11 protein-coding genes and 2 pseudogenes are annotated in these 13,504 nt (G+C 63.8%); 6 read left to right on the top strand and 7 right to left on the bottom strand.

The annotated features are described in order from the left end of the window. Positions 1 to 155: 155 nt before the first annotated feature. The 3 genes from AC4FS3_RS03900 to pyrC form a co-directional block, all read right to left on the bottom strand. Positions 156 to 1,661: a replicative DNA helicase gene (locus AC4FS3_RS03900; RefSeq protein ID WP_198835610.1), complete on the bottom strand. Its 1,506-nt coding sequence runs from the start codon at positions 1,659 to 1,661 to the stop codon at positions 156 to 158. 265 nt (positions 1,662 to 1,926) lie between these two features. Next, a complete protein-coding gene (locus AC4FS3_RS03895) occupies positions 1,927 to 2,604 on the bottom strand; it encodes an orotate phosphoribosyltransferase (RefSeq protein ID WP_092898310.1) in 678 nt (225 codons plus the stop codon). 102 nt (positions 2,605 to 2,706) lie between these two features. Then, positions 2,707 to 3,750 carry a dihydroorotase gene (pyrC, locus tag AC4FS3_RS03890; RefSeq protein WP_491019468.1) on the bottom strand — a complete coding sequence of 348 codons (1,044 nt, stop codon included), beginning with the start codon at positions 3,748 to 3,750 and terminating at the stop codon, positions 2,707 to 2,709. A gap of 81 nt (positions 3,751 to 3,831) precedes the next feature. On the opposite strand from pyrC, the gene AC4FS3_RS03885 reads away from it, so the two are divergent. Continuing rightward, positions 3,832 to 4,188: a GFA family protein gene (locus tag AC4FS3_RS03885; protein WP_491019467.1), complete on the top strand. Its 357-nt coding sequence runs from the start codon at positions 3,832 to 3,834 to the stop codon at positions 4,186 to 4,188. After that, the gene (locus AC4FS3_RS03880; protein WP_491019466.1) at positions 4,185 to 4,592 is read left to right on the top strand and encodes a lysozyme inhibitor LprI family protein; all 408 of its coding nucleotides are present in this window, start codon (positions 4,185 to 4,187) and stop codon (positions 4,590 to 4,592) included. The genes AC4FS3_RS03885 and AC4FS3_RS03880 overlap by 4 nt, the downstream gene beginning before the upstream one ends. Positions 4,593 to 4,659: 67 nt before the next feature. Here the strand turns inward: AC4FS3_RS03880 and AC4FS3_RS03875 are convergent, their stop codons facing one another. Together AC4FS3_RS03875 and AC4FS3_RS03870 are read right to left on the bottom strand one after the other, a co-directional pair. Then, on the bottom strand, positions 4,660 to 5,595 hold the full coding sequence (locus AC4FS3_RS03875) for a hypothetical protein (protein WP_491019465.1): 936 nt from the start codon (positions 5,593 to 5,595) through the stop codon (positions 4,660 to 4,662). A gap of 321 nt (positions 5,596 to 5,916) precedes the next feature. Continuing rightward, positions 5,917 to 7,149, bottom strand: a complete 1,233-nt coding sequence (locus AC4FS3_RS03870; RefSeq protein WP_491019464.1) for an acyl-CoA dehydrogenase — start codon at positions 7,147 to 7,149, stop codon at positions 5,917 to 5,919. Between the two features lie 94 nt (positions 7,150 to 7,243). Here AC4FS3_RS03870 and AC4FS3_RS03865 point away from each other — a divergent pair, with 94 nt between their 5' ends. The 4 genes and pseudogenes from AC4FS3_RS03865 to AC4FS3_RS03850 form a co-directional block, all read left to right on the top strand. Next, positions 7,244 to 8,170: a LysR family transcriptional regulator gene (locus tag AC4FS3_RS03865; protein WP_491019463.1), complete on the top strand. Its 927-nt coding sequence runs from the start codon at positions 7,244 to 7,246 to the stop codon at positions 8,168 to 8,170. 171 nt (positions 8,171 to 8,341) lie between these two features. Further along, positions 8,342 to 10,402, top strand: a complete 2,061-nt coding sequence (locus AC4FS3_RS03860; RefSeq protein ID WP_491019462.1) for an OmpA family protein — start codon at positions 8,342 to 8,344, stop codon at positions 10,400 to 10,402. Between the two features lie 169 nt (positions 10,403 to 10,571). Continuing rightward, positions 10,572 to 11,533 (top strand): annotated as a pseudogene (locus tag AC4FS3_RS03855) (IS5 family transposase). Between the two features lie 60 nt (positions 11,534 to 11,593). Then, positions 11,594 to 12,138, top strand: a pseudogene (locus tag AC4FS3_RS03850) (IS66 family transposase); the annotation flags it as partial. 4 nt (positions 12,139 to 12,142) lie between these two features. On the opposite strand, the gene AC4FS3_RS03845 reads toward AC4FS3_RS03850, so the two are convergent. Continuing rightward, a complete protein-coding gene (locus AC4FS3_RS03845; protein ID WP_491019461.1) occupies positions 12,143 to 12,898 on the bottom strand; it encodes a VOC family protein in 756 nt (251 codons plus the stop codon). An 11-nt stretch (positions 12,899 to 12,909) separates the two neighbouring features. Continuing rightward, positions 12,910 to 13,287: a DUF1428 domain-containing protein gene (locus tag AC4FS3_RS03840; RefSeq protein WP_283178297.1), complete on the bottom strand. Its 378-nt coding sequence runs from the start codon at positions 13,285 to 13,287 to the stop codon at positions 12,910 to 12,912. Positions 13,288 to 13,504 lie beyond the last annotated feature (217 nt).

Here is a 13,504-nt window from a genome sequence, read left to right as displayed (position 1 = left end):
GAAATCTGGGGTCAAGGGGGAAATCGCGGCGCCTCTGGTCAGGCAGGGAGCCTCCGGCGGGGATATTTAAGGACAGATGAAATCGGCATTGTCTTTCATCTGTCCTTAAATATCCCGGGGGTGAGGGGGCAGAGCCCCCTCTGCGCCCTCAGCCATCAAAAGCCCCCATCCGGGCCGGCGCCGCCATCCCAGGGTCGGGCGAGGTTGCCAAAGCGGGTGAAACGGCCCTCAAAGGACAGCTCCACCGAACCGATCGGCCCGTGGCGCTGCTTGCCGAGGATGACTTCTGCCTTGCCATGGCATTGTTCCATGATCTGCTGCCAGGCCGCCATTTTCTCCAGCTCATGATCGCCGGGCTTTTCGCGTTCTTTGTAATATTCCTCACGATAGACGAACATCACCACATCCGCGTCCTGCTCGATCGAGCCGGATTCGCGCAGATCAGAGAGCTGCGGCCGCTTGTCTTCCCGGCTCTCCACCTGGCGCGACAGCTGTGACAGCGCGATCACCGGCACGTTCAGTTCTTTGGCGATGGCTTTCAGGCCTTGGGTGATTTCGGAGACCTCCTGCACCCGGTTCGCCTCTGAGCTTTTTGACGAGCCCTTCAGAAGCTGCAGGTAGTCGATCATCAGCACATCCAGCCCATGCGTCCGCTTCAGCCGCCGCGCCCGCGCTGCGACCTGGCTGATCGGCAAAGCCGGCGTGTCGTCGATGTAGAGCGGGCAGCTTTCCAGCGATTTCGCGGCATCGACAAAGCGGCGGAACTCGGGCTCGGTCATATCGCCGCGCCGGATCTGTTCCGACGGCACCTCGGAGGCCTCGGAGAGGATCCGCGCCGCCAACTGCTCGGCCGACATCTCGAGCGAGAAGAAGCCGACCACACCGCCCTCGACCGCCCCCTCATGCCCATCGGGCTTGCGGCCACGTTTATAGGCCTTGGCCACGTTGAAGGCGATATTGGTCGCAAGCGAGGTTTTTCCCATCGAGGGGCGCCCGGCGAGGATGATCAGGTCGCTCTCATGCAGCCCGCCCATCTTCTTGTCGAGATCGACCAGCCCGGTCGAAATCCCTGCCAGACCGCCGCCACGCTGATAGGCGGCATTCGCCACATTGACCGCATCGGTTGCGGCCTTGAGGAAGCTCTGAAAGCCGCGCTCGGCCACGCCCTGTTCGCCCAGTTTGTAAAGCCGCTGTTCGGCCTCGGTGATCTGGGCGCGCGGCTCGGAGTCGATATCGACCTTGCCGGCACGGTCGGCGATGTCTTTACCCAGCTGGATCAGCTCACGCCGCACCGCGAGATCATAGATCATCTGCGCATAGTCGCGGGCCGCAAAGGCCGAGATCGCAGCCCCCGCCAGACGCACCAGATAGGCGGCGCCACCAAGCTCTTTCAGTCCCTCATCCTCTTCGAGAAACGCCTTCAGGGTCACCGGCGAGGCGAGGGCATTCCTCTGGATCCGCGAGGCGGCGATGTCAAAGATCCGGCGATGCACCGGGTCGTAGAAATGCTCGGTCTTCACCACACTGGCGATGCGGTCATAGATGTCATTATTGACGAGGATCGCGCCGAGCAGCTGCTGCTCGGCCTCGATATTCTGCGGCAGCGCCTCGGTCACGGCCGGCGCCGGCAGATCGCTGCGGATTTTCGCGACTTCGTTCATGATCACCTGCGCCCCATTAAGAGATCAGCTTTAGCCTGTCAGGGCGCGTCAGAGCAACCGCTGCACAGGTCTGTGGAAAAGTGACAGGATAAGCCGGCTCTGGCAGAGTGGCCTGGGGGTATCTGAGCCTGAGCATACCATATCTTGCGTATCCTGTCTGGAGGAAAGACGGGTTTCGCGATTCGTATTCGGGCCTCGGCGGGGCCGAGGGGGCGGAAGACTGAAAGATAATCCACGCCCCCGGCCAGCCCGGCGGTTTCCCGCTCTACTTCGCGCGGGCCGCCTGCCAGCCACGCGGGTCGTTGAGGAAGTCTTCGACACCCTCCAGCGTTTCCTGGTCGAAGGAGCCCTGAGCTTTCGCCTCGGCCAGCATATCCCACCAGGTGCAGAGCCAGGACAGGCTGACGCCATGTTCGGCCAGCCGCGCCTCGGTCTCTTTGAAAATGCCGTAATAGAAGATCACGGTCGTATGGTTACAGGTGGCACCTGTCTCACGGATCGCATCGACAAAACTGAGTTTCGAGCCGCCATCGGTGGTCAGATCCTCGACCAGCAGCACGCGCTGCCCCTCGGTCATGGTGCCCTCAATCCGGGCATTGCGACCATAGCCTTTCGGCTTCTTGCGCACATAGGTCATCGGCAAGGCGAGCCGCTCGGCCACCAGTGCCGCGAAGGGGATACCCGCCGTCTCGCCGCCTGCGATATTGTCGAAGGCCTCGAACCCGGCCTCGCGCATCACGGTCACCGCCATGAAATCCATCAGCATCGAGCGGATGCGCGGATAAGAGATCAGCTTGCGGCAATCGATATAGGTCGGCGACGGCAGACCAGAGGCCAGCGTGAAAGGTTCGCGCGCGTTGAAATGCACCGCGCCAATCTCAAGGAAGGCGCGGGCGGTCAGACGGGCGATCTCTTCTTTCGAGGGGAAGGCAGCGGGGATCATTCAGTGCTCCTTTGCAGCTTCCTCTTGAGAAAATACACCCGCCGGAGGCTTCCCCGGCTGGCGAAAGGCGCCTCCGGCGGGAGTATTTAAGTCAGGAGGAAATCAGCTTTCGACCGACCAAAGGACGGGAAAGCCGGGGTTGAAGACGGTGACCGGGCCAGCGCCGGTCTCGATTTTTTCCGGGAAAGCGGTGGGCGCTGCGCCTTTGACGAGGCGCAGTTTCGCCTCATTGACCGGCAGCCGGTAAAAGGCGGGGCCATTCAGCGAGGTGAAGGCCTCGAGCCGGTCGAGCGCGTTTTCTTCTTCGAAGACATGCGCCAGGAGCGGCATCGTATTCGTCGCGGTGAAGCAACCGGCGCAGCCGCAGGCATGTTCTTTCAGAGCGTCGATATGGGGTGCCGAGTCGGTGCCAAGGAAATAGCGCGGGCTGCCGGATGTGGCGGCGCGGCGCAGCGCGAGCCGGTGTTTCTCGCGCTTGGCGACCGGCAGGCAATAGTAATGCGGTTTGATGCCGCCGACGAGGATATGGTTGCGATTGATGATCAGGTGATGCGTGGTGATCGTCGCCGCCAGCGTCTCTCCGCCCTCTGCCGCATAGGCGACACCTTCTTCGGTGGTGATATGCTCCATCACCACCCGCAGCTCCGGCAGCCGTTTGCGCAGCGGATCGAGCACCGTGTCGATGAACACCGCCTCGCGGTCGAAAATATCGACTTCGGCGGTTGTCACTTCGCCATGGGTGCAGAGCGGCAGGCCGATCCCGGCCATTTTCTCAAGCACTGGCATGACCTTATCGAAATTCCGCACGCCGGAATGAGAATTGGTCGTGGCACCCGCAGGGTAGAGCTTGACCGCCTTGATCAGCCCCGAAGCCGCCGCCTGCGCCACATCGGCGGGGTCGGTTTCCTCGGTCAGGTAAAGGGTCATCAGCGGCTCGAACGCCATGCCTTCGGGCAGGGCGCTCAGGATGCGGTCGCGGTAAGCGCGTGCGTCTTTCGCGGTCACAACCGGCGGCACCAGGTTGGGCATGATGATTGCGCGGGCAAAATCGCGCGCAGATTCGGGCAATACGCCTTCCAGCATCGCGCCATCGCGCAGATGCAGATGCCAGTCGTCGGGGCGGCGGATCTCAAAGCTGTTTTCCATACCCCCGCAGCTAGCCGAAACCGCGTGTCTTTGCCAGAGACTTCCGCCAGGATCGGGATGGATCATAAAGGAGAGAATCCGATGGCCAGCCATAGGGGCGGATGTCAGTGTGGAGCTGTGCGCTACAGTGTTGACGTCTCGCTGGAGGCGCCGCTGATCTGCAATTGCTCGCGGTGCCGCCGGATCGGGGCGGTGCTGGTGTTCGCGCCGGCGGCCGGATTCACGCTGGAAAAGGGCGCCGGTGCCAGCACGGAATATCTTTTCCATGATCATGTCATCCGGCATTACTTTTGTAAGACCTGCGGGGTGCAGAGCTATTCCCTCGGCGCTATGCCGGATGGCAGCGAGATTGTGGCGGTCAATGCGCGCTGCCTCGACGGGGTTGATGGCCATGCGCTGGCGGCGCGGGCGAAACTGGTGGATGGAGCTTCACGATGACACGATTTGCACTGATTGTTCTGATGGCTCTGGCGGGGCAGGCCGGGCAGGCGGCGGCACAGGATGCCGATTGCGCGAATGCCATGGTGCAGGCCGATCTGAACGAATGCGCCGCTGCGGAATGGCAGGCGGCGGATGTGCTGCTGAACCAGCGGTATAAAGAGGCAATGAAGCTGTTGCAGACCTGGGACGCGGATCTGCCCGAGGCGCTGAAGGGCGGTCCGGCGGAGCTGCGCGCGGCGCAGCGCGCCTGGATCACCTATCGCGATGCCGCCTGTTCCGCCGAGGGCTACGCGATGCGCGGCGGCAGTGCAGAGCCGCTGCTCGTCTATGGCTGCAAGGCGCGGCTGACCGAGGCGAGGACCGAAGACCTCGAAGGGCTGATCGAATATGGCGAGCACTGACCGGCTTTGCAAGCGGTCCTGGGCGTGCGGCAGCCCGATCTGAGGTGCCAGTTCTGAGGTCTGTGGCTCAGTCTTCGCCCGTGCCCTCTGGGTCGTCCTGTGCGAGGAGCGCGGCGAGGCGCCGCTCGAATCGCGGGATCTGCTGTTCGGACAGCACCTGACGCAATACGCGGATCTGACGCTGGCGATTGCCCTTGGCCGAAATGGCGGTCAGGAGGGAGCGCACCCAGGCCGGCGACCGGCGGCGCGCGCGCCACAGGGCGGCGAAACCGGCAGGGGTCAGGGTGCCGGCCATCGCCGCCTGGATCACCTGATCAAGGACGCCGGCGGGCATGCTGCGCTCGGGCTGCTCGCCGCCCCAGCGGGTGTGCAGCATAGTTGTCCAATTGCGCCGGAACAGCGCCGCATGGGCGTTATCGCCGGGGGAAAGCGGGTCATGGATCAGCCAGACATGGTCGGCGCCCTCGGTCATGTCGGGGGCGTAGCCGTAGCGGCTGGAGAAATCGAGCCGCCGCTGCGCCAGGTGACGGCGGTCCCAGCCGGCGATGGTGGGCGCGAGCGTGGCGCGCGGCGCCAGCAAAAGCGCCCGGGCCCCGGGGGCCGCTACGACATAAGAGGCGGCGGCATAGCCTGCCGGGCCCGAGCCGTAAAACAGCACCTGGTCGAAATCGTCAAAAAAGGCGTCATCGACGAGGCGGTCGAAATAGCCCCAGACCTCGGGCGCGCGCCAGAAGGTCTCGCCGCGCGCGATCAGACACAGCAGCGACCAGCCATTGCGCTTTGCCAGGTCCCATGACGCGGGCATATTGCCGTCATTGGCCTCGATCTGTTCGGCACGTTCAAAGGTGACCAGCAATGTCGTGCCGGTTTCGGCAAAAAACGCCCAGTGGTTCGGGCCAAGCGGGTCAAGATAGCCATCCTCGTCGGCGACGCTTTCCATCGCAGCCAGCCATTCAGTGCCGGGATGTGCCGGAAGGTTGTCGGCACTGTCGGGGAAGGACATCGTCACTCCTGTAGCATTAAACTGCGTTTTGTCCGGTCTGGCCGGGATATCTGGCTCAGGTCTGGCGAAGGGTCAGGCCCTTGCGACGCCGCAGGCATCACACCGAACCACGTGCTGTCCAGTATCGGCAGTCGGGACGGTTGCTGCAAGGGATCACGCCGGAATGTGAACTCTGCATTCGTGAACAATCTGTTGTCGGACGGATGCGCAATGTGGCGCGCAGGTCGCAGGGCAGGTCCTGTCGCGCCGGGAAAAGGCAAATGAAAAGGGCAGATCCGTCAGGATCCGCCCTTTGATGTCACCGACGCGGCAGCGCCGGGATCAGAAAAACGCCTGCAGTCCTGTGATGGCGCGGCCAAGGATCAGCGCATGGATGTCATGCGTGCCCTCATAGGTGTTGACGGTTTCAAGGTTCACCATATGGCGGATGACCTGGAATTCCTCGGAAATGCCATTGCCGCCATGCATGTCGCGGGCGTGGCGCGCGGCCTCCAGCGCGATGCCGCAATTGTTGCGCTTGATCAGCGAGATCATCTCGGGCGCAGCATTGGCCTCATCCAGGAGCCGTCCGACGCGAAGGCTGGCCTGAAGGCCAAGGCTGATCTGCGTCAGCATATTCGCCAGTTTCAGCTGGTAAAGCTGGGTCTGGGCAAGGGGTTTGCCGAATTGCTTGCGGTCCAGCCCATATTGGCGCGCGGCATGGAGGCAGAATTCCGCAGCCCCCAGAACGCCCCAGGAAATGCCGTAGCGCGCGCGGTTAAGGCAGCCGAACGGCCCTTTCAGACCTTCGACATGCGGCAGCAAAGCATCCTCGCCGACCTCGACCTGATCCATCACGATCTCGCCGGTGATCGAGGCGCGAAGGCTGATCTTGCCGCCGACTTTCGGCGCCGTCAGGCCTTTGCTGCCTTTGTCGAGCACGAAGCCGCGGATCTTGCCGCCATGCGCTTCGGATTTCGCCCAGACCACGAAAACATCAGCGATCGGCGCGTTCGAGATCCACATTTTGGACCCGTTGAGGACATAGCCATTCGCGGTTTTCTTCGCGGTGGTCTTCATCCCTGCGGGGTCAGACCCGGCATCGGGTTCGGTCAGGCCGAAACAGCCGATCCATTCACCCGAGGCCAGTTTCGGCAGATATTTCCGGCGCTGCTCTTCGGACCCGTAGGCGTAGATCGGGTACATGACGAGGCTCGACTGCACTGACATCATCGAACGATAGCCGCTGTCGACGCGCTCGACTTCGCGCGCGACCAGACCATAGGATACGTAAGAGGCGCCAAGCCCGCCATATTCCTCGGGGATGGTCACGCCGAGAAGGCCCATCTCGCCCATTTCGCGGAAGATCGACGGGTCGGTTTCCTCATTGCGGAAGGCTTCAATCACGCGGGGCTGCAGCTTGCCTTCGGCATAGGCGCGCGCCGCATCGCGGATCGCGCGCTCTTCCTCCGAAAGCTGGTCTTCGAGACGGAAGGGATCCTCCCAGTCAAAGCGCGAAAGGTCGGGGGCGTCCTTGGCTTTCAGTTTCGGGCGGCTGCTGCTGGCATCTGACATGGGCTGATCCTCCGGAATCATCTGCCGCCATATTGCATGGAAGGGTGCGGTCAGGGTATCGAAACTCTGTCACCGGATCATGAGGAAAACTCATATGCTGCCGCGTCGCTATCTGCCGTCCATCGCGTCGCTCACCGCGCTTGAGGCGCTGGAGCGGCTCGGCACCGCTTCGGCGGCGGCGGCGGAACTGTCGTTGACCCAGGGCGCGGTCTCGCGGCAGATCCAGCTGCTTGAAGGGCAGCTGGGCGCCCCCCTTGTCGCGCGCGAACGTCAGCGGCTGGTTCTGACACCGGCCGCGCGAGATTATGTGGCAGAGGTGCGCAAAGCTATGAAATTGCTGTCAGATGCCTCGCTGGCGCTCCGGGCAAACCCATCGGGCGGCACGCTGCATCTGTCGATCCTGCCGGCCTTTGGCATGCATTGGCTGGCGCCGCGCCTCGCGGGGTTTGCGGCGGGGCATCCGGAGGTGACAGTGAACCTCTCGACCCGGCTCCGGCCCTTTGATTTCGACGGCACCTCTTTCGATGCCGCCATCCACTATGGCCGCGAGGACTGGCCCGGGGTCACTTACATGAAACTCATGGAAGAAGAGGTTATTGCGCTTGCGGCGCCTGCGCTGCTCACACGCCCGCTGACCGGGGCGGCGGATCTGCTGGCGCTGCCGCTTTTGCAGCTGGAAAGCCGGATGGGCGACTGGGGGCGCTGGTTCGCCAGCCATGATCTGCCGGGTCAGCGCCCGCCCGCGATGCTGTTCGACCAGTTCGCCACCATGGCCCAGGCGGCCGTGCATGGGATGGGGGTGGCGCTGTTGCCGACCTTTCTTGCGGCGGGGGATCTCGCCTCCGGGCGGCTTGTGCCAGCCTGGGGCGGCGCGGTCGCGGCCTCGGGCGCCTATTACCTGGTCTGGCCCGCCACGCGCCCGGAACGCGCGCCGCTCACCTCGTTTCGCCGCTGGCTGGCTGCGGGGGGCGGCGCGGGAGAGGGGCCGGGAGCCGTTGCCAGGGCGACTGATATCCGATGACAGGCGGAACCCCGCTCCGGGATCTGCGTTGCTATCGCATAGCACGCCCTGTCCGGTGCAGGGTCAGGGGCTGAAGACACCGCGATTCCCGGGACTTGTGCCGGCGAAGAGGCCCGCAAGCACCCCGGGACGTGGCGTCAGCATCACGGCCAGGATCTCAGAGGAAGACCAATGCGCAAATTACTCATCTCCTCGACCGCACTCTCGGTCGCGCTGAGCTCGTTCCATACGCTGCCGGTCTATGCGCAGGAAAATGGGACAGAGACACAGGCTGAGATAGAAGCTCAGGCGGCAGCGGAGGCTCAGGCGGCAGCGGAGGCTCAGGCGGCAGCGGAGGCTCAGGCAACAGCGGAAGCTCAGGCAGCGGCGGAAGCTCAGGCAGCAGCGGAGGCTCAGGCGGCAGCGGAAGCTCAGGCAGCGGCGGAAGCTCAGGCAGCAGCGGAGGCTCAGACAGCAGCGGAGGCTCAGGCAGCAGCGGAGGCTCAGACAGCAGCGGAGGCTCAGGCAGCGGCGGAGGCTCAGGCAGCGGCGGAAGCTCAGGCAGCGGCGGAGGCTCAGGCAGCAGCGGAGGCTCAGGCAGCGGCTGAGGCTCAGGCGGCAGCGGAGGCTCAGGCAGCGGCGGAAGCTCAGGCAGCGGCGGAAGCTCAGGCGGCAGCGGAGGCTCAGGCAGCGGCGGAAGCTCAGGCGGCAGCGGAGGCTCAGGCAGCGGCGGAAGCTCAGGCAGCGGCGGAGGCTCAGGCGGCGGCGGAGGCTCAGGCAGCGGCGGAAGCCAAGGCAGCGGCCGAAGCCGCAGCCGCCAGCGCTGCGGCAGCGGAAGCCGAAGCATCGGAAGCTGCGACCTCGGATAGCGAAACGGCTGAACCTGCTGTGCCGGCGGATGTTGCGGATGCGATTGAGCCGACCGAAGCCGGTGCGGCAGAAGTCTCGCCCGAAGCCCTCGCCAATGCGATCGACGCCCCGGTGCCGGAAGAGAAGGCGGTCAGCAGCCTCGCGGATATTCTTGGAATGCCGGACGCACAGGCCGATGCGGGTGAGGGTACCGATGCGGAAGCCGGGGCCGGCACGGTCGCGGATGCGACAGTCCTCGCGGTGCCCGCCGTCGCGGCGGCCTCCTTCCTTGAAGGCGTCCCGGGCGGAGTCAATGTTCCCGGCGTGGCAACAGGTACGGAGACCGCGACTGGTACGACGGGCGCAGGGGAAGGGGCCACGACGGGGACGGGTGTTGCACCGGTTTCGGTGATTGATACGATCATCACCGAGGCCAATACCCGGACTTCGGTCAATGAATTTGCCGCGGCCCCGGTCGCGGTCGGCAAAGGCAAGAAATCCGGCCTCTCTGACCTCGAGAAAGTCGGGTTGCTGGCGCTGGGCGCCCTGGCGGTAGGCACGATCATAAATGGCGGCAAGAAGGATGAACGCCGCGTTGTCAGCAATTCCGGCGACCGGGTGGTGGTCGAGAATGCGGATGGTTCTTACGTCGTCTATAAGGATGACGATGCCGTGCTGCGCCGTCCCGGCGTGCGCACCCAGACCGAGAGCTTTAATGACGGCTCGACCCGCACGGTGGTCAGCCGCGCCGATGGCACCCAGGTGGTGACGATCCGCGACGCGTCGGGCAGGGTGCTGCGCCGTGCCGCCTATGATCAATATGGTCAGGAAGTGCTTCTGATCAACGATCTGGAGCCGGAACAGCCGATCATCGTGACGCAGCTGCCCAAGCCGCGCCCTGACCGGGTCGTGATCTCGACCTCGGACCAGAACGCGGCGCTGAAGGCGGAAATGGCAGCGCTGGAGGTTGAAGGCCTTGGCCGCAAATTCAGTCTGCGCCAGGTGCGTGATATTCCGCAAGTGCGGGCCCTGGCGGCCACGGTCGAGGTGGACAGCATCACCTTTGACACCGGCTCATCGGTGATCAATGCGACCGAGGCGAAGAAGCTTGCCGATCTTGGCCGGCTTATGCAGCAGTTGCTGGCATCGAACCCGGGTCATGTCTTCCTGATCGAAGGTCATACCGACGCAGTGGGCTCGGCGAGCTCTAATCTGCTGTTGTCGGACCGGCGGGCAGAGAGCCTCGCGCTGGCACTGACGGAATATTTCGGCGTTCCGCCGGAAAATCTCGTGGTGCAGGGCTATGGCGAGGCTGAGCTGAAGATCCGGACCGAAGCGGCAGAGCGCGCAAATCGCCGGGTTCTCGTGCGGCTGATCACACCGCTGCTGCGCAATGCAGGCTGAGGCGCCCGAGCAGGTCAAAGGTCTGACTTGCCCTGATAAAGACCTGATCTGAATGACAAAGCCGCGCAGAAAGCGCGGCTTTGGTCTTTGTTACATCCGCGTGGCGTTGTTTCAGAAGTCCTCGTTTCGCAGGATTCCCATGGCGAATTCATGGGTTTAATGACCTGTCATGACAGGGCCTGATCCTGCCCGCTACTTCACGACGAACTGGAAACCCTGCAATGAAGCTTTGCGACGACGCGGGTCTTTGCTGATCTGGCCCGACAAAGACATGGTGTGGCGGGCGCCGAAGGCGGGTCAAAATGGCCGACCCCGGGTCTTCAGCGCGGAGGAAGATCAGAAAACAGTCCGGGGGACTGATTTCCTGACGACGGCGATCCGGTTCTGTCTCATGGTGAAGCTCCTGTTTGGTCTGCCGCTTCGGCAAACGACAGGGATGGTGGCGGGCATGCTTTCGACGGCCAGGCCCGACTGGCCGGTTCCGGACTTCCCGACGCTGAGCCGCAGGCAGAAGAGCATAGAGGTGAGATCATGCAGCGCCATGCGGCCTGGTCCCCTGAACCTGCTGGTGGACAGCACAGGGATCAGGTTTTTGGGTGATGGCGAGTGGCTGGCGCGCAAGCACGGCACGCAGCGCCGGCGCCACATCTGGCGATGGATACGGCGACCGGTGACGTCTGCGCGGTGGAGCTCACCTCCAACGACAAGGGCGACAGTCCCGTTCTGCCGCAATCCCGCCCGGCGAGCAGATCGGCACTGTAACGGGAGACGGCGCGGTCGATACCCGCAGGTGCCATACCGCAATCCGTGAACGCGGAGGCGCCGCAGTCATACCCATTCGCAAGAATGGCCGACGATGGCGGGAGGATTGTCCCGCTGCCGCCGCACGCAATGAGATCCTCCGCGCACCCCAACGCCGGGGCCGAACCATCCGGAAGTGCTGGAGCGGATATCAAGCCCGAAGCAGGATCGAGGCGAAGATGAGCTGCCTCAAAGCCTTCGGCGAGCGCATCGCATCACGCGACCCCGAACGTCAAACCGCCGAAATCCACATCCGTGTCGCTATTCCGTGCCGCTCTTATGAACCGCGTCAACTCCCTCGCCACGGACGCGACTGAACGCGTGGCCTGAGGTTGCCGGGGAAAGCGGGAGATCACACATAGACTGACTTTTGCAAAAACGCCGATCTAGATCACCCGCGCCGGACCCGGGCCGATTGCCGAGGACGCTGTCATCCTCATCCGCGACCTCTGCGCCATATTAAGGATGAGAACAGCGGCTGCGATCCCCCACCCCCTACCGCACGCCAGGATCCTCCATCCCGATCCTGCCCGGTCTGGAAGCAGGGCTGTGCCATCACCGCGCCCGTGCTTTTGCCAAAACGCCCCTCGGTATGGCACTGGCCTCTATCGCCAGATGCCGAGACGGCCGGGGTCGCTTCCTGACCGACGGCCGCGCAGGACGGCCGCGTAGGGAGTGACAGCAATTCTTTCGAAGGCGCTATCCGCCCCATCGCCCTGCACCGCAAAACGCCCACTTCGCCGGTCACGACTCCGGCGCCGAAAACCGGGTGGTCAGCGTCTCGCTGACCGACACCTGTAAGAAGAACGGCGTCGATCCATACGCCTCGCAGGCCGGCACGCTCACCGCCATCGTCAATCGCCAAAAGCAGAGGTCGGGTCGAAGATCTCCTGCCGTGGAACTATGCCGCCAAGGCGGCGCCAGGGCAGCGCTAACGCCTCATCGCGGCCCGACCACTGCAAAACCCGCCCCGCGCGGGTCGCTTGCCATAGTGATCCAGGCACCGCCCGGCACTTCGACAGGGCCATGCAGCACCTTGCCCCCCAGCGAAGTGACCCCGGCCGTTGCCGCATCAATCCCGGGCACCCCGAAATAGGGCAGCCAGTGCGGCGGTGCGCCTTCCACGCCCAGCATTCCCATCATTCCACCGATATCACGACCATCATGGGCAAAAAGCTGGTATTTGCCATCCGGCCCCATATCCATCGCATCGGTCGCGCTCCAGCCAAACAGGGCGGCGTAGAACTGGAACCCGGCCTCGGGGTCCGAGGAATGCAGTTCAAGCCAGTTGCCATGACCGGTTCTGGCCTGGTCAAAGGCATGGCCCGGAGTGCCGTCTTCGGGCTGCAACAGGCCAAAGGCGGCGCCCTGAGGATCGGCCAGAATCGCGAAACGACCGGTGCCGGGGATGTCCTCGGGCGCGCGATGCACATTGGCCCCGAGCGCCTTGGCTTTGGCGACCATGTGATCGCAGTGGTCAACCGCGAAATAGACCATCCAGAATTCCGGCATCGGGCTGTCGGGCGTCATCAGCCCGGCAATCATCGCCCCGTCTTTGGTGGCAAGGCCATAGTCAAACCCCTCCATTCCGGCATCCTGGAAGGTCCAGCCCAGCAGCGGGCCATAAAAGCCGCGCGCCACCCCGGTATCCATGGTGCAGAGCTCGTACCAGCAGGGGGTTCCTTGCAATGTCATGGCTCAGATCCTCATTCTTCGACCAAAAGGGGCACAAAGCCGCCATAGATCATGCGCTTGCCGTCAAAGGGCATGGCTTCGGGCTTCATGTCGGGATCGCTTTCTGACCGCGCCTCCATGGCAGCATAGGCCTTGTCACGGGTCGCCTTGTCGGGCCAGGTCATCCAGCAAAACACCACGCTCTCGCCGTCCTGCAGATCCACCGCGCGCAAAAAGTCGGTCTGCTTTCCAGGCGGTACGTCATCCCCCCAGCCCGCCACAAGCGTCAGCGCCCCGAGCGCCCTGAACGCGCCCCACCACTTCGCCTCATGCGCGCGGTAGGTCTCGCGATCCTCATTGCGGACCGGGATCAGAAAGCCATCAATATAGCCGGGAGACTGCTTTGCCATGATCTGCTCCTCCGGATCTCAGGTTGCGGTCACCGACCATGCTCCGGCTGATCCTTCCGAAAGGCAAATGGAATATCGAACAGCAGCCAGAAGCGGCGGGAAATGACCGCCGCGCAGGGCGCCTCTGGTCGCCAGCCGATCATCCCGGCTCAGCGGCTCCCCATCATGTCCCCAACATTTTCGGTCCTTAAATATCCCCGCCGGAGGCATTCCGGCG

The sequence above is a fragment of the Pseudogemmobacter sp. TB195 genome (assembly GCF_058313095.1).
Note: the sequence above shows the minus strand (reverse complement) of the source record. Positions and strands in the feature narration are given on the sequence as shown.